This is a genomic window from Microbacterium sp. 22179 (assembly GCF_052045715.1).
Lineage (GTDB): Bacteria > Actinomycetota > Actinomycetes > Actinomycetales > Microbacteriaceae > Microbacterium > Microbacterium galbinum.
On record NZ_JBQEPJ010000008.1, the window covers coordinates 18,250 to 32,606 of the forward strand.

The following is a 14,357-nucleotide window of genomic DNA, read 5'->3' on the forward strand; positions in this document are numbered from 1 at the left end:
TCCGGCGATGGCACTCGTCCTCGGGGTCGACTCCTCGACCCAGTCCTGCAAGGTGGTCGTCGTCGACTCCGTGACGGGTGCCATCGTGCGCTCCGGCCGCGCCCCTCACCCCGACGGCACGTCGGTCGATCCCGAGGCGTGGTGGGTCGCGCTCCAGCAGGCGATCGCGGATGCCGGGGGCCTCGACGACATCGAGGCGTGGGCCATCGGCGGTCAGCAGCACGGCATGGTCGCGCTCGACGCCGAGGGCCGCGTCATCCGCGATGCGCTGCTGTGGAACGACACCCGTTCCGCGCAGGCGGCCGACGATCTGATCGGCGAGTTCGGGGCATCCGTCCTCGCCGATCGCACCGGCCTTGTACCGGTGGCGTCGTTCACGATCACGAAACTGCGCTGGCTGCGCGATCACGAACCCGACAACGCCGCCCGCGTCGCCGCCGTCGCGCTGCCGCACGACTGGCTCACCTGGCGACTGCGCGGCTTCGGACCGGAGCGGCCCGACCTCGAGGAGCTGGTGACCGACCGATCGGATGCCTCGGGCACCGGTTACTGGAATCCCCGCACCGGGGAGTACGACCGCGAACTTCTCGTCGCCGCGCTCGGCCACGACGCCGTGCTGCCGCGGGTGCTCGGCGCCCGCGAATCGGTGACGGATGCCGCGGGCCGGCGCGTCGCGCCCGGTGCCGGCGACAATGCTGCCGTCGCCCTGGGCGTCGGTGCCCGGACGGGCGACGTGGTGGTGTCGATCGGCACCTCGGGAACGATCTTCGCGGTGACCGACCGGGGCGTCGCCGATCCGAGCGGGATCGTGGCGGGCTTCGCGGATGCCGCCGACGGCTACCTGCCCCTCGTCTGCACCCTCAACGCCGCACGCGTGCTCGACGTGATCGCGCGCCTGCTCGACGTGGACCACGACGGATTGAGCACCCTCGCGCTGGAGGCGTCGCCCGGAGCGGGCGGTCTCGAACTCGTGCCGTACTTCGAGGGCGAGCGCTCCCCCAACCTGCCCGAGGCGACCGCGAGCCTGAACGTCATGACGCTCGCCTCGACGACGCGCGAGAACCTGGCGCGGGCCGCGGTCGAGGGGATGCTGGGCGGGCTGCGCTTCGGTCTCGACGCGCTCCGCGAGCTCGGCATCCCTCTCGATCGGGTGCTGCTCGTCGGCGGAGGCGCACAGTCCCGTGCCGTGCGGGAGATCGCGCCGCTGGTCTTCGGGCTGCCGGTCGAGGTGCCCGAAGCGGCGGAGTACGTCGCGGTCGGCATGGCCCGGCAGGCGGCATCCGTTCTGGATTGACCCGCGGGCGGGGTCAGGTGATCGTCGCGACGAAGACCGGGGTCATCGCGGCCATCATCGCGGCCGAGATGACCATGGTGACCGCGCGCGAGACGGCATCGCCCGTCGGGCTGCCCTCGGTGAGCTGCTCGATGCGCTTCTTGAGCTGACCCGACGAGATCGGGCCCACCTCGTCGCGCAGCAGCGGATGCGCCGCACTCATCCCCTGCAGGATCGCGAGCAGCGCGAGATCGGCCTGGGTCGGCGCGAGCGTTCCCGCGATCACGGCGGCGAGACGCGAACGCAGCAGCGTCTCGGGACCGGGGTCGGACTCGGGAGTGCGCTCGGCGCCCCAGCCGAAGAAACCCCGCTCACCCCGCGCCAGAACCCCCTGCGTGACCAGGGATTCGGCGACCTCGTCGAGAGGATCGAGCTTCGATCGCATCACGAGCGACTGCAGCTTCTTGCCGTTGACCGGCGCGAGGCGGGAGAGCGCGGCGTCGAGCACCGGATGCCCGGTCGGCTCGGCGGAGACGATCGTGATCGCGGGGTTCTTGCCCTCCCCCACGGTCACGCGATGATGCAGCACGAGGTCGACGATCACGGCCGCGACCTCACCGAACAGGCGGTTGGTGCTCACGCTCGACTCGACCCGACCATCCGGCCGGAGCAGCAGCAGGTGGAGTTCCTCGACGATCAGCATGACCTCACGGTATGCCGCGGCATCCGCCCGCCGCATCCCCCGTGAGGCGGATGCCGTGGGAGGGGGTAGGGCCCTTCGTCTCGTCGCTTCGCTCCTCGCTCAGGAACCGGGTTTCTTCCGGTCCCTGAGCGAGCGCAGCGAGACGAAGGGCCCGCCCCGAGTTACTCGGCCGCGGCGATCTTCTTCACGTCGTCGCTGTTGAGCAGACGGAACGCGAGGGCCGCGAGGGCGCCGCCGACGATCGGGGCGACGATGTAGAGCCACAGCGAGCTCCAGGCGAAGTGACCGCTGACCGAGAGGCCGAGCGCGACCGCCGGGTTGAAGCCGCCGCCCGAGATCGAGCCGACCGTCGTCGCACCGACGAACACCACGCCACCGATCGCGAGGCCGTAAAACGAGTTGCCCGCGGTGCCCTTGGCCGTGGCCACGTTGAGCACGACGTACACGAGGAAGAACGTGAAGATCGCTTCGACGAGGAACGCCGGACCGACCTGCACGACCATGGCCTCCTTCTCGGGCGCCCACCAGACGGCGCTGACGAGCGCGGCGAGCACGCCACCGATGGCCTGAGCCACGATGTAGGTGATCAGGTCGGCGACGCTGAGGCCGCCGCGCACGAAGACACCGACCGTGACGGCCGGGTTGAGGTGGGCGCCGGAGATGTGCCCGGTCGCGAAGATCAGCACGGCGAGCGCGAAGCCGATCGCGAGCGGGGTCAGCGCGCTGCCGCTGTTGACCGCGCCGATGATGCTGAGAACGAAGAGGAAGGTGGCGAGCCCTTCGGCGACCGCCTTGCGTGCCGTACCGGTCATGGAGATTCCGTTTCTCGAGTCTGGTGGTGCGCGATCCCCCCGGATCGCCGGCTGAAAACTATCGGCATCCCGTCGGGGCGTGTCGCGCGACGCGCGGCATTCCTGAGAAATCGCTGAACGAATCTCACCCTGTCAAGCCCGTCGTCGGACGGCTGCCGCGCCCCTAGTGTTCCGAGGATGACAACCGAAAAGGCCCCTGCGGCCGAAGCCCCGACGCGACTGCGGCGGGCGATCACCGGTCCACTCCTGTTCGCCTTCATCCTGGGCGATGTCCTCGGTGCCGGCATCTACGCGCTCATGGGCGTGCTGTCCGAGAAGGTCGGCGGGATGCTGTGGGCACCGCTGCTCGTCGCACTCCTGCTCGCGCTGCTCACCGCAGGGTCGTACGCCGAACTCGTCACGAAGTATCCGCGCGCCGGTGGCGCCGCGGTCTTCGCCGAGCGGGCTTTCCGCAGTCCGGTCATCTCGTTCCTCGTCGGCTTCAGCATGCTCGCCGCCGGTGTCGTGAGCGCCGCCGGCCTCTCGATCGCGTTCGCCGGCGACTACCTCGGCACCTTCATCGACCTGCCGACCACACCCGTGGCGATCGCCTTCCTCGCCGTCGTCGCGCTTCTCAACGCCCGCGGCATCCGAGAATCCCTCGGAGCGAACCTGGTCATGACCGCCATCGAGCTCAGCGGTCTGGTCATCGTGATCGCCGTCGTCTCGGTGTTCTTCTTCGGTGGCGGGGGCGATGCCTCCCGCGTCGTCGAGACACCGGAGGGCACCCCCGCTGCACTCGCCGTGCTCGCCGGCGCCGTGATCGCGTACTACTCCTTCGTCGGCTTCGAGACCTCCGCGAACATGATCGAAGAGGTCAAGAACCCCAGCCGCACGTACCCGCGCGCACTGTTCGCCTCGCTCCTCACCGCCGGCGTCGTCTACGTGCTGGTCGGTCTCGCGAGCTCGATCGCCCTGCCGGCCTCCGAGCTGCAGGAGTCCTCCGGCCCCCTACTCGCGGTCGTCGAGGCCGCCGGGGCCAGCATTCCCTCCTGGCTGTTCAGCCTCATCGCTCTCATCGCCGTCGCCAACGGCGCACTGCTCACGATGATCATGGTCAGCCGCCTGACCTACGGCATGTCCGAGCAGAAGCTGCTGCCGGACGTGCTCTCGCGTGTGCTGCCGAAGCGCAAGACGCCATGGGTCGCGATCCTCGTCACCACGCTGGTCGCGATGGGCCTCACCCTCGTCGGCGACCTCGAGACGCTCGCCGCGACGGTCGTGCTCCTCCTGCTGATCGTGTTCCTCAGCGCCAACGTCTCGGTGCTGGTGCTGCGTCGCGACAAGGTCGACCATCCGCACTTCCGGGTGTGGACGTTCGTCCCCGTGCTCGGCATCCTGTCGTGCATCCTGCTCTTCACGCAGCAGAGCCCCGAGGTCTGGCTGTTCGGCGCCATCCTGCTGGCCGTCGGAGCCGTGCTCTTCCTGCTCACCCGCCTCGCGCGACGACGCGCCGATACGACCACCCACCACCCCACCGAGGAGAACACCCATGAGCACGCAGAATGACACCGCGAACGACGGCGCGAACGACGGCGAGGACTTCGAAGCGAACCGTCACGACCAGCTCACGTCGGCGCCCGAGTCGACCGAAGCCGATGCCGCTCCGCGCATCGACGTGAGCGAGCACGACGGCACGACGCGCATCGACATCCGCGACGACGCCGAGGTTCGACCGGGCGCCGGCCCGGGGATGCCGGAAGCCGACGGCGAGTAGCCCCGGCTCTCGGGCTCAGATCACTCGACGGGCGGCTCGACGCACGGCAGTGCGGCGGCGTTGACCGCTTCGCGATACTGCTCGGCGGTGAACGGCAGACCGAACTCGGGAGCGGTCTGGCCGTCGGCGGCCGGAGCCTTCGAGCCGATGGCCGCGAGCTCCCAGGCCAGGGACTGCGCGATACCCGCACCCGCGGTCGAGTTGTTCAGCACCACGGCGACGGTGAATCCGCTCGCCGGGTCGGAGTACGCGGCGGTCGCGTAACCGGGAGTCCACCCGTGCTGACCGACCATCGAACCGACCAGGAACGCGCCACCCGTGGCCTGGTACCAGGACTCGGCACCGTCGAACGCGGGCAGCGGCGCGGCGAAGCGGTCGGGCTCTTCCTTCGTGCGCAGCACCTGACGGGCTTCGGCCTGCGCATAGCGGCCGAGGTCGGCGATCGTCGAGACGGCACCCGAATCGGTGAACCCCGAGCTCGACGACATCTTCGTGATGTCGACGGGGGCGCTGCACGCGAAACCGCCCTCGACCGGGTTCAGGTAGTGGCCTTGGAGCACGTCGCCGGTGGACGGCGTCGCGGAGGTCGAGGGCGGGAGCGACGTGTTCGCGAGACCGAGCGGCTCGGTCACGTACTCGGCGATCAGCTGCGACGCCGACATCCCGGAGGCGCGCTCGAGCGCGAGACCGAGCAACAGGTACCCGGCGTCGGAGTCGCGGTACGTCGTCGCCACGGGAGTGCGCGGAGCGGCGAGGCCGAAGCCGGCCAGCTCGAGCGGAGCCCACACGCGGTCTGGAGTGTTCAGCCACTCCGCCTTGATCTTCTCCTCGGATGAGCCGAGGCCCGAGGTGCCGTTGCAGAGGTCGAGGAGGGTGACGTCCTCGAGGTCGGGCACGCCCGACACGTAGTCGGGAACGGCGCCGTCGAGGTCGACGGTGCCCTCGTCGGCGAGCGCGTAGAGCACGTCGCACGTCATGAGGCGCGTGACATCGGCGATGCGGAACGACATGTCGACATCGACCGGAGTCTCACCACCGGGCTCCTGGGAGCCGACGCCCGTCACCCACTGGCCGCTCCACGGGGCCCAGACCCCGACGATCGCGGCCGACGAGCCCGACGCGCGGATCGCGTTGTCGACGGCCTCCTGCATCTGCGCGGTCATGTCGTCGGGCAGAGCGCCGTCGACCTGCGCCGGAGGCTCGTAGGTGAAGCTGTCTTCGGAGGTGCATCCGGTGAGGACGAGTCCGAGCACGACCGCACTGGCCGCGGCGGCGCGCCAGCGGCGCGACGAGAGAAGCTGCATGTAGGAAACCCCCGAAGATGTGTCTCCCGATTCTAGAGCGCCGAGCCTGAAAGACGACATCGAGCCCCGGCATCCGCCGACGTTCTATGGTGATCTGGTGCCCCACATCTTCGATGACGCCGTGACCGCCGCCGTCCTGCACCACATGAACGACGACCACACCGACGACAACCTGCTCATCGCCCGTGCGTTCTCGACGGCATCGGATGCCGAGGTGACGGATGCCGTCATGACCGGGTTCGACGGCGACGGCGGCACCTGGCAGGTCACCCGTGCCGGCGAGACCACGGAGCTCGTCGTGGCGTGGCCGGGCGGATCGATCACCGAGCGTCCCGAGGTTCGTCGGGAGATCGTCGCGCTCTACGACGCGGCCTGCGAACGGCTGGGCATCGAGCCCCGTCCGCACGCCTGATCCGGGGGCGTCACAGGGTTTCGCCAAAGGTAAGGCTGCCCTTACACTGAAGGCATGCCCGAGATCCTCTCCTTCTCCGCCGCCCTGCGCGAGCGCTCGTCCGGATCGCACTCCCGCAGCGAGACCGCCGGCTTCATGTCCGACCTCCTGAAGGGCGAGGGCTCCCGCGAGGACTACATCTCGCTCGTCGCCCAGCACTACTTCATCTACGAGGCGCTCGAAGGTGCCGGCGACCGCATGCGCCAGGACCCCGTGGCCACCGTCTTCATCAGCGACAAGCTCACGCGCCTGCCCGCGCTCGAGGCCGATCTCGAGTTCCTGCTCGGCGCCGACTGGCGTTCGCAGATCGTGCCGCTGCCCACCACGCAGCGCTACGTCGAGCGCATCAACCAGGTCGGCGCGACCTGGGCGGGCGGATTCGTCGCCCACCACTACACCCGGTATCTCGGCGACCTCTCGGGCGGCATCTTCATCGGCCGCGTGATGGCCCGCCGCTTCGGCTTCGAGACCAACGGCATCGGGTTCTACCTCTTCGACGACATCGCCGACCCGGCGGCCTTCAAGGACGTCTACCGCGAGCAGCTCGACGCCGCCCCGTGGGACGAGGCCGAGCGCGAGCGCGTCATCGACGAGGTGCTGCTCGCCTACCGCTTCAACACCGAGCTCTTCGAAGACCTCGACCGGGCCCGCGCCGCGGCGTAGGTCCTTGGGGCGCCCTTCGTCTCGTCGCTGCGCTCCTCGCTCAGGAACCGGGTCTCATTCGGAACCGGCCCCTGAGCGAGCGCAGCGAGACGAAGGGTCAGGCCTTCGGGATCTCGGGCGTCGAACGCGCGATCCAGGCCTCGCGCATGAACCGCCGCACGTCCTCGTCGACGCGGATGTCGCTCGGACGCAGCGCGCGGGACAGGTACAGGCCGTCGAGCGAGGTGAGGCGGCTCAGGGCGACGTACGTCTGTCCGGGGGCGAACGCCCCGGATCCGAGGTCGATCACGGCGCGATCGTAGGTCTTGCCCTGCGACTTGTGGATCGTGACCGCCCACGCCAGCCGCAGCGGGAACTGCGTGAACTCGGCCACCACGTCACGGCTGAGCTTCTTGGTGTTCTGGTCGTAGGCGTACCGGAAACGCTCCCAGACCGCCGGCTCGACGTCGACCTCCTCGCCGTCGATGTCGACGCGCACCGCACCGCCGAGAATGCGCAGCACCGTGCCGATCGTGCCGTTGACCCACCGCGGCGGCTCCCCCGACATGGCGGTGTCGTTGCGCAGGAACATGACCTGCGCGCCGACCTTGAGCTTGAGCTCCGACTCCGCCGGCAGCGACGCCTCGCCGCGGCCGAAGTCACCGCTGACCTCCGCCCGTGCGGTCTGCTCCTTGCCCGGGAGCGCGGCGAGGTGGCGGCTGTTGATGCCGTTCACGATGTCGTTGCGGGTGGCGAGGGTGATCATCGGCACTTCCCCGGGCTCGGGGTCGGGAGGGGTGCGCGCGCCCTGCGTGTTGAGCACGCCCGCGATCTCGGCGGTGACCCGCCCGTAGCGCACGGCGTTCAGCATCGCCTTGAAGCCGTCGTCGGACTGCCGGTGGATCTGCACGAGTTCTCGCACGTGCAGCTCGGCGCGGGTGTCGACGGCGAACAGACCGTCCTGGTCGGAGGAGCCTTCGCCGCCGCCGGTGCCGGCCCACACGTGCGCATCGAAGAACCAGAACGAGCGGTAGTGGTCCTTGACGTAGCGGGCCTCGTCGCCGCGGGGCGGCACGGGCGCCAGCTGGTACGGGTCGCCGAACATCACGACCTGCACCCCGCCGAACGGCTCGCCCCGACGCCCGCGCGCCTGACGCAGCGAACGATCGATGGCATCCATGAGGTCGGCGTTGACCATCGAGATCTCGTCGATGACGAGCGTCTCGATCGCGTTGAGGATGCGCCGGGTCGCGTCGTTCTGATCGATGTCGCCGTCGGCGATGAGGCCGATCGGCAGCCGGAACAGCGAGTGGATCGTCTGTCCTTCGACGTTCAGCGCCGCGACGCCGGTCGGCGCGCAGATCGCGATCTGCTTCTTGGTGTTCCAGGCGAAGTACTGCAGCAGCGTCGACTTGCCGGTGCCCGCGCGCCCGGTGATGAAGACGTGCTCGTTCGTGTCCTCGATGAGTCGGAAGAGCTCGTGCTGTTCTTCGGACAGGGCAGGAAGGGACACGGTTCTCGCAGAGGAAGACGGACGGATGCGGGCGCCCCACCATGCTACGGCTCGCCGCGCGACGCGAGGTGTCGGCGCTCGGCTTCGTCCCAGGACGCTTCCCTAGACTGACCCCATGGACGGGGTGGAGTCTTCGGCGCGCAAGCGCGCGCGCGTGGGGGTCGATCTCACGATCCTCGCCCTCGTCGGCATCGTCCTGATCGCGGCCCTCGGCGCCGGCGGAGCCGTGCTCTACAAGGACTACTACAGTCCGTCCGCGTTCGTCACCCGCTACCTCGACCTGCTGTCCTCCGGCCGCGCCGCCGACGCACTGCGCGTTCCGGGCGTCGCCGTCGACCGCGAGACCCTGGATGACGCGGGACTCTCACCCACGGCATCCGAGGCCCTGCTGCGCCACGCGGCGCTCGCTCCGCTCACCGACGTGCGCATCGAGTCCGAGAAGGCCGTCGACGACGGCTTCGCGGTGACCGTCGGCTACTCGGCCTCCGGTCACCCCGGAAAGACGACGTTCACCGTCACCCAGGACGGCTGGGAGGGCGTGGCCCCGCGCTGGCGGTTCGACGACAGCCCGCTCGCCGTCGTCGATCTCACGCTCCGCGGTGCCGACCAGTTCTCGGTCAACGGCTTCGCGGTCGACCGACGGCAGGTCTCGGCCGCAGGGATGGACGCCGCTCCCCTCGACCCGTTGCCGCTGCTCGTCTTCACCCCGGGCCTGTACGCGGTGACGGTCGACACCGCCATCTCGGAGTCGTCGGGCATCGGCGTGCTCGCCGACACGCCCCTCGCCACCACCCCGCTCGACGTGCAGACGACGCCCACCGCGGAGTTCCTCTCGGTCGTGCAGGAGCGGGTCGAGGAGTATCTGACGAGCTGCACCTCGCAGGAGGTGCTGCAGCCGACCGCCTGCCCCTTCGGCATGGAGGTCAAGAACCGCATCGCCACCCTGCCCGCGTGGTCGATCGTCACGCAGCCGACGGTGACCGTCGAGCCCGACGGTTCGCAGTGGCGGATTCCGCCGACGGATGCCGTGGCCCACGTCGAGGTCGAGATCCGTTCCCTGTTCGACGGGTCGATCCAGACGGTGTCGGAGGACGTGCCGTTCCAGGTCAACGGGACGATCGTGATCCTCGCCGACGGCACGGCGTCGATCCGTGTCGGTTCGCCCGAGGACGCCCCGGCCGGCTAGTCGGCGGGTGGGGGCGGGCCCGCGGGTCGCCTTGCTCGGTCCCTGCGTGCTTTCACCAGCCCTCGCCGTCGGCGATTGCGCGGAGAAACTCCTCGAAAGTGCCGCCGAGCTCACGAATCTCATCGAGATCGTCGGAAGCCAACGGGATGGACACGAAACGAGTCCGATCAGCGTTGATGATCCCGAACCCCGTGGACCCGCCGTTCGAGCCGATGAGCACTACGCCCGCATCCCGCGGCCCGTCATAACCTCCAGCGATGATCTCGTCGCCTGTCCATAGATAGACGTCGTTCCCGGTGTTTCCGACGGGCCCACCGTAGCCGTCACCGACAAGAAGAAACTGGACGAAGTCAGCCGGCAGCGCGATACCGATCGCACGTTCGATTCTCTCGATGTCGGACACGGCGAGGGCGTCACCATTGAGTGAATCACCTCGCAGGAGCGGCGACAGTCTGGCTTTCATCCGGCCAGTGTATGTGCCGAGCTCAGCTGCGCCCGGCCTCGGCGTTCTGACGGTCGCGCTCGGCGATGCGGGCGAGCTTGGCGTTGTACTCCTCGAGCTCCGCGTCTCCGGTGCGGTCGGCGTGACGGTCGCGGCGCTTCTGCAGCTTGGTGTCGCTGCGGCTCCACTGGATCGCGACGGTGATGGCGAGGATGAGCGTGGGGATCTCGCCGATCGACCAGGCCACGCCGCCGCCGATGTACTGATCGTCCATCGGGTCGGGCCCCCAGGTGCGGCCCATCGAGCCGAACCAGTCGGCGACCATGAGGCCCTCCTGCATCATGATCGCGACGCCGAAGAACGCGTGCATGGCCATGATGGCGATCAGGGTGATGAGCCGGCCCGGATACGGCAGGCGGTACGGGATGGGGTCCTCGCCGATGAGCGTCAGCACGAAGAGGTAGCCCGAGATGAGGAAGTGGATGACCATCCACTCGTGCCCGAGGTGCTCGAACATCGACCAGCGCACGAGGTCGGTGAAGTAGAACGCCCACAGCGACAGGATGAAGATGCCCGCCGCGACGAACGGATGCGTGACCACCTTCGAGAACGGCGAGTGCACCGCCCAGAGGATCCATTCGCGGCCGCCGCGCGTGCCGTCGTCGCGCTTGTGGATCGCGCGCAGCGCGAGGGTCACCGGGGCACCCGACACCAGCAGCAGCGGGATCGCCATCGACAGCATCATGTGCCCGAGCATGTGCACGCTGAACAGGTACTCCTGGTACGCGTTGATCGGGCCGCAGGTGACCCAGACCAGCAGCAGCATCCCGAGCACCCAGAAGACGGTGCGGTGGATCGGCCAGCGGTCGCCGCGGCGCTGCAGACGGATGACGCCGGCGATGTAGAGGAAGAGCCCGAACCCGGCGGCGACGAGCCACAGGATGTCGAGGTCCCACGAGGTGAACCAACGGTCGAGGGTGAACTCCGGCGGCACGTTCGAGCGTGTCAGCACCTCGGCGGGGGTCTGCGCGAACGCGGCCTCCTCACCGGTCGGCGGGGGCGTGCGGGCGAGGGCCGCGGCAGCACCCGAGGCGAGCCCCATGAGGGCGACCTCGCAGAGCACCAGCATCCAGAACCAGGCGGATGCCCGGGGGCCGTCGAGCTTCGGGATCAGACGCGCGCGGTACCAGGCGCCGAGCAGGCCCATACCGCCCAGGAGCACGACCTTGGCGAGCAGGATCGCGCCGTACGGCGTCGCGAGCTGGCTCCAGTCACCGAGGGCGACGACCGAGCGGGCGACGCCCGAGATCGCGACGACGAAGAACGCGGCGATCGCGAGCGACGAGTAGCGTCGCACGAGCTGCGCACCGTCGACGCCGTCGCGTCCGCGCAGCAGCACGATCAGCAGCAGACCGCCGAGCCACACCGCGGCGCCGATCGTGTGCAGCAGGATCGAGTTGACCGCGACCGTGTGGCCGGCGAGGTCGCCCGAGTGCCCCTGCGTGGCGAGGGGGAGGAAGGATGCCGCGGCCAGGAGCGCCGTGATGAGCGTCGGCGTCCAGGTGCGCCAGGCGAAGGCGAGCACCGTGATCACGGAACCGAAGATGGTCGTGATCAACCACGACTGCCCCAGGGCCGTCTCGAGCAGGTAGCGGCCGAGCTGTGCGCCGAACTCGCGCTCGATGCTGAGCTGCGGGTTGAACGCGGCCATGAACGTGAGAAACGCGGTGAACCCCGCCGAGATCGTGAAGACCGCCGCACCGATCGAGGCGATGTTGAGGGCCGTGTCGAACGGCTTCTCGCCGCTCTTGAGCGCGAACAGGGCGAGCACGAGCGAGCCGAGCATCGCGGCGGCCGCGACGTTCATCGTGAGCTTGACGATCGGGGTCGCCCACATGACGAAGGGGCCGGGATCCTGCAGCAGCAGGGGTGCCGCTCCCCCGCCGACGATCAATGCGGCGACGACGCCGACGATCGCGGCGACGGCGAGGATTCCGATGCCGGCGAGGCGGTAGGCCGACGCGCTCGATCGGGTCGTCGCGGCGCGGGTGTTCACCCCTCCAGCCTAAGCCGCGGCATCCGTACCGGCTGACGTGGCGCTGGATGCCGCAGGCGCTCTGCCGGGAACGCAGAAGGCCGCCACCCCGAGGGGCGGCGGCCTTCGACAGGAAGCGTCTTACTTGACGGCTGCCTTCAGCTTGGAACCAGCGGTCACCTTGACGCGCTTGCCGGCCGGGATCTTGATCTCGGCGCCGGTCTGCGGGTTGCGGCCGGTGCGAGCGGCGGTGTCGACCTGCTCGAACGAGATCCAGCCCGGGATCGAGACCTTGCTGCCCTTGGCAACGGCGTCGGAGACCGTGGAGAACAGCGCGTCGAGGACACCCGAGACGGTGGCCTGGCTCTGGCCGGTGGCGCTGGCGATGCTCGCGACGAGCTCGGTCTTGGTGATGGACTTGTCAGCCATGTCATCCTCCAGCGACGAGGATCTCGTCGCATCGTTGTGTGGATCGGGGCGGATGCCCCTGGTCGAGTGACCGCCTTGAATGTATCAATGACCACCCCCATTTCCGCGTCATTTCGCGGGTTTTGGTCATTTATTGGGCGTGTTGCACGACTTTTGTCACTCCAGTCACAGGTTTTCGGGCGTGTCCCGACGCTTTTCAGGGCCGGTGCGCCGCGATCACGGCCTGCGCCGTGCGCTCGAAAGCGGGCGATACGCGGTCGTCTCCGTCGAGGTATCCGCCGACCAGAGCGGCGTCGCGGAGCAGCACGAGCGAGGCCGCGACCTCGGCCGGCCGCTCGAGACCGGCCGCTCCGGCGACCTGTTCGAGGGTGCTTCGGAACCACTCGCGGTGCTCGTCGATCATCGTGCGTACGGGTCCTTCGCCGTCGGGGTACTCGGCTGCGGCGTTGATGAACGGGCAGCCGCGGGTGTGCCGCAGGCGGATGTCGGCGACGATGCCGTCGATGACGGCGTCGATGAGCCGCGTGGGGTCGGTGACGGCGGATCCCGCCTCGGCGAACATGTCGCGCAGCATCCGATCCTCGTTCTCGAGGTAGGCGAGCACGAGGTTCTCCTTGCCGCCGAACTGCTTGTACAGCGTGGCGCGCGTGACCTCGGCCTCGGCGATCACGCGGTCGACGCCGACCGCGTGGATGCCCTCCTCGTAGAAGAGGCGCGTGGCGGCCTCGATCAGGCGTGCGCGGGCGGGGCTCGGGCGCTTCGTGGTGTCGGTGCTCATGGTGGGTCCTCCCCTCATCGTGGCATCCGTTCGTCGATTTCTCGATTCTCGGGAATACCTTGCGGTAGATAGAACGTTCGGTCTACTATCAGCGTAACGCACTTCCACCCCGCAGGACCGAACACAGGAGAAGATCATGAACAGCACCGACAAGACCCCCATCGTCCTCATCCACGGACTCTGGATGACCCCGAAGAGCTGGAACACGTGGGCCGAGCGCTTCCGCGCACAGGGCCACGAGGTCATCGTTCCCGGATGGCCCGGCATCGACGACCGCGCCGTCGACGACATCCGCCGCGACCCCTCGGCACTCAAGGGCATCGGCCTGAAGCAGATCGCCGACAACTACGAGCGCATCATCCGCGCACTCCCCGTGAAGCCGATCATCATGGGCCACTCCTTCGGCGGCGTGCTCACGCAGATGCTCGCCGACCGCGGCCTCGGCGCCGCCTACGTGGGCGTCGCTCCCGGACAGACCGCCGGCGTCACCGCCCTCCCCCTCTCGACCCTCTGGACCGGTACGCCGATCCTCTCCAACCCCTTCGGGCGCAACGGCGCCAAGCCCCTCTCGAAGCGCCACTTCCACTTCACCTTCGGCAACGACCTGTCGCGCGCGGCATCCGACGCCCTGTGCGAGGAATACGCCGTCAACTCGTACAACCGGGTGTTCTTCGAGGGCGTGACCTCGGTGCTCAACGAGAAGGGCGGCGTCACGCACGTCGACTACGCCCGCGCCGACCGTGCTCCGCTGCTGCTCATCGCCGGCGAGATCGACCACGTCGTGCCCCCGGCCATCGTGCGGGCGATCGAGAAGAAGTACCGCGCCTCGGGCAGCCCCGCGATCGTCGACTACATCGAGTACCCCGGACGCACCCACCGCCTCGTCAGCCAGGACGGCTGGGAGCAGATCGCCGACCACGCCCTCGCCTGGGCGGTGCAGCACGCCGAGGCATCCGTGGCGTGAGGGGTGCGGCCCCGCACCCCGTTGGGCGGAGAACTCCCGGTTGGGCGGAGAATAGGCCCTTAATCCTCC

At 69.1% G+C, this 14,357-nt stretch carries 15 protein-coding genes; 7 read left to right on the forward strand and 8 right to left on the reverse strand.

Features of this window, described 5'->3' with window-relative positions; translation table 11 throughout:
- Nucleotides 1–7 precede the first annotated feature (7 nt).
- Nucleotides 8–1,294 (forward strand): xylulokinase, encoded by a 1,287-nt coding sequence (xylB, locus tag ACTJKK_RS15145; protein WP_440748584.1) that lies wholly within the window; start codon nucleotides 8–10, stop codon nucleotides 1,292–1,294.
- 13 nt (nucleotides 1,295–1,307) lie between these two features.
- On the opposite strand, the gene ACTJKK_RS15150 is transcribed toward xylB, so the two are convergent.
- On the reverse strand, nucleotides 1,308–1,976 hold the full coding sequence (locus ACTJKK_RS15150; RefSeq protein WP_440748585.1) for a GOLPH3/VPS74 family protein: 669 nt from the start codon (nucleotides 1,974–1,976) through the stop codon (nucleotides 1,308–1,310).
- Between the two features lie 161 nt (nucleotides 1,977–2,137).
- Nucleotides 2,138–2,788, reverse strand: a complete 651-nt coding sequence (locus tag ACTJKK_RS15155; RefSeq protein WP_440748586.1) for an MIP/aquaporin family protein — start codon at nucleotides 2,786–2,788, stop codon at nucleotides 2,138–2,140.
- A gap of 177 nt (nucleotides 2,789–2,965) precedes the next feature.
- On the opposite strand from ACTJKK_RS15155, the gene ACTJKK_RS15160 reads away from it, so the two are divergent.
- Nucleotides 2,966–4,336, forward strand: a complete 1,371-nt coding sequence (locus ACTJKK_RS15160) for an APC family permease (protein WP_440748587.1) — start codon at nucleotides 2,966–2,968, stop codon at nucleotides 4,334–4,336.
- Nucleotides 4,320–4,544: a multidrug transporter gene (locus ACTJKK_RS15165; RefSeq protein WP_247633572.1), complete on the forward strand. Its 225-nt coding sequence runs from the start codon at nucleotides 4,320–4,322 to the stop codon at nucleotides 4,542–4,544. Before ACTJKK_RS15160 ends, ACTJKK_RS15165 begins: the two co-directional genes overlap by 17 nt.
- Before the next feature lie 20 nt (nucleotides 4,545–4,564).
- On the opposite strand, the gene ACTJKK_RS15170 is transcribed toward ACTJKK_RS15165, so the two are convergent.
- On the reverse strand, nucleotides 4,565–5,848 hold the full coding sequence (locus ACTJKK_RS15170) for a serine hydrolase domain-containing protein (protein WP_440748588.1): 1,284 nt from the start codon (nucleotides 5,846–5,848) through the stop codon (nucleotides 4,565–4,567).
- 97 nt (nucleotides 5,849–5,945) lie between these two features.
- On the opposite strand from ACTJKK_RS15170, the gene ACTJKK_RS15175 reads away from it, so the two are divergent.
- Both ACTJKK_RS15175 and ACTJKK_RS15180 read left to right on the forward strand, forming a co-directional pair.
- The gene (locus ACTJKK_RS15175) at nucleotides 5,946–6,260 is read left to right on the forward strand and encodes a DUF2470 domain-containing protein (RefSeq protein WP_247633570.1); all 315 of its coding nucleotides are present in this window, start codon (nucleotides 5,946–5,948) and stop codon (nucleotides 6,258–6,260) included.
- A 54-nt stretch (nucleotides 6,261–6,314) separates the two neighbouring features.
- Entirely contained in the window at nucleotides 6,315–6,962 is a 648-nt protein-coding gene (locus tag ACTJKK_RS15180) for a heme oxygenase (biliverdin-producing) (protein ID WP_247624229.1), read from the forward strand.
- A 97-nt stretch (nucleotides 6,963–7,059) separates the two neighbouring features.
- Here ACTJKK_RS15180 and ACTJKK_RS15185 read toward each other — a convergent pair whose 3' ends face one another.
- Nucleotides 7,060–8,454 carry an ATP-dependent DNA helicase gene (locus ACTJKK_RS15185; protein ID WP_440748589.1) on the reverse strand — a complete coding sequence of 465 codons (1,395 nt, stop codon included), beginning with the start codon at nucleotides 8,452–8,454 and terminating at the stop codon, nucleotides 7,060–7,062.
- Nucleotides 8,455–8,569: 115 nt separating this feature from the next.
- Here ACTJKK_RS15185 and ACTJKK_RS15190 point away from each other — a divergent pair, with 115 nt between their 5' ends.
- Nucleotides 8,570–9,640, forward strand: a complete 1,071-nt coding sequence (locus tag ACTJKK_RS15190) for a hypothetical protein (RefSeq protein WP_440748590.1) — start codon at nucleotides 8,570–8,572, stop codon at nucleotides 9,638–9,640.
- A 52-nt stretch (nucleotides 9,641–9,692) separates the two neighbouring features.
- Here ACTJKK_RS15190 and ACTJKK_RS15195 read toward each other — a convergent pair whose 3' ends face one another.
- The 4 genes from ACTJKK_RS15195 to ACTJKK_RS15210 all read right to left on the reverse strand — a co-directional run bounded on the left by ACTJKK_RS15195 (nucleotide 9,693) and on the right by ACTJKK_RS15210 (nucleotide 13,324).
- Nucleotides 9,693–10,103: an SMI1/KNR4 family protein gene (locus ACTJKK_RS15195; protein ID WP_440748591.1), complete on the reverse strand. Its 411-nt coding sequence runs from the start codon at nucleotides 10,101–10,103 to the stop codon at nucleotides 9,693–9,695.
- A gap of 22 nt (nucleotides 10,104–10,125) precedes the next feature.
- Nucleotides 10,126–12,138 carry a cytochrome c oxidase assembly protein gene (locus ACTJKK_RS15200; RefSeq protein WP_247633567.1) on the reverse strand — a complete coding sequence of 671 codons (2,013 nt, stop codon included), beginning with the start codon at nucleotides 12,136–12,138 and terminating at the stop codon, nucleotides 10,126–10,128.
- A 120-nt stretch (nucleotides 12,139–12,258) separates the two neighbouring features.
- Nucleotides 12,259–12,546 carry an HU family DNA-binding protein gene (locus tag ACTJKK_RS15205; RefSeq protein WP_247624225.1) on the reverse strand — a complete coding sequence of 96 codons (288 nt, stop codon included), beginning with the start codon at nucleotides 12,544–12,546 and terminating at the stop codon, nucleotides 12,259–12,261.
- A 196-nt stretch (nucleotides 12,547–12,742) separates the two neighbouring features.
- Nucleotides 12,743–13,324, reverse strand: a complete 582-nt coding sequence (locus tag ACTJKK_RS15210) for a TetR/AcrR family transcriptional regulator (protein ID WP_247957140.1) — start codon at nucleotides 13,322–13,324, stop codon at nucleotides 12,743–12,745.
- A 136-nt stretch (nucleotides 13,325–13,460) separates the two neighbouring features.
- Here ACTJKK_RS15210 and ACTJKK_RS15215 point away from each other — a divergent pair, with 136 nt between their 5' ends.
- On the forward strand, nucleotides 13,461–14,288 hold the full coding sequence (locus ACTJKK_RS15215; RefSeq protein ID WP_440748592.1) for an alpha/beta hydrolase: 828 nt from the start codon (nucleotides 13,461–13,463) through the stop codon (nucleotides 14,286–14,288).
- Nucleotides 14,289–14,357: the final 69 nt, after the last annotated feature.

Excerpts from the sequence above, each read along its gene's own strand:
- ACTJKK_RS15195 (WP_440748591.1), bottom strand. The coding sequence starts at position 10,103 with ATGAAAGCCAGACTGTCGCCGCTCCTGCGAGGTGATTCACTCAATGGT.
- ACTJKK_RS15190 (WP_440748590.1), top strand. The coding sequence starts at position 8,570 with ATGGACGGGGTGGAGTCTTCGGCGCGCAAGCGCGCGCGCGTGGGGGTC.
- ACTJKK_RS15205 (WP_247624225.1), bottom strand. The coding sequence starts at position 12,546 with ATGGCTGACAAGTCCATCACCAAGACCGAGCTCGTCGCGAGCATCGCC.
- ACTJKK_RS15150 (WP_440748585.1), bottom strand. The coding sequence starts at position 1,976 with ATGCTGATCGTCGAGGAACTCCACCTGCTGCTGCTCCGGCCGGATGGT.
- ACTJKK_RS15155 (WP_440748586.1), bottom strand. The coding sequence starts at position 2,788 with ATGACCGGTACGGCACGCAAGGCGGTCGCCGAAGGGCTCGCCACCTTC.
- ACTJKK_RS15215 (WP_440748592.1), top strand. The coding sequence starts at position 13,461 with ATGAACAGCACCGACAAGACCCCCATCGTCCTCATCCACGGACTCTGG.
- ACTJKK_RS15180 (WP_247624229.1), top strand. The coding sequence starts at position 6,315 with ATGCCCGAGATCCTCTCCTTCTCCGCCGCCCTGCGCGAGCGCTCGTCC.
- ACTJKK_RS15170 (WP_440748588.1), bottom strand. The coding sequence starts at position 5,848 with ATGCAGCTTCTCTCGTCGCGCCGCTGGCGCGCCGCCGCGGCCAGTGCG.
- ACTJKK_RS15165 (WP_247633572.1), top strand. The coding sequence starts at position 4,320 with ATGAGCACGCAGAATGACACCGCGAACGACGGCGCGAACGACGGCGAG.
- ACTJKK_RS15210 (WP_247957140.1), bottom strand. The coding sequence starts at position 13,324 with ATGAGCACCGACACCACGAAGCGCCCGAGCCCCGCCCGCGCACGCCTG.
- ACTJKK_RS15160 (WP_440748587.1), top strand. The coding sequence starts at position 2,966 with ATGACAACCGAAAAGGCCCCTGCGGCCGAAGCCCCGACGCGACTGCGG.
- xylB (WP_440748584.1), top strand. The coding sequence starts at position 8 with ATGGCACTCGTCCTCGGGGTCGACTCCTCGACCCAGTCCTGCAAGGTG.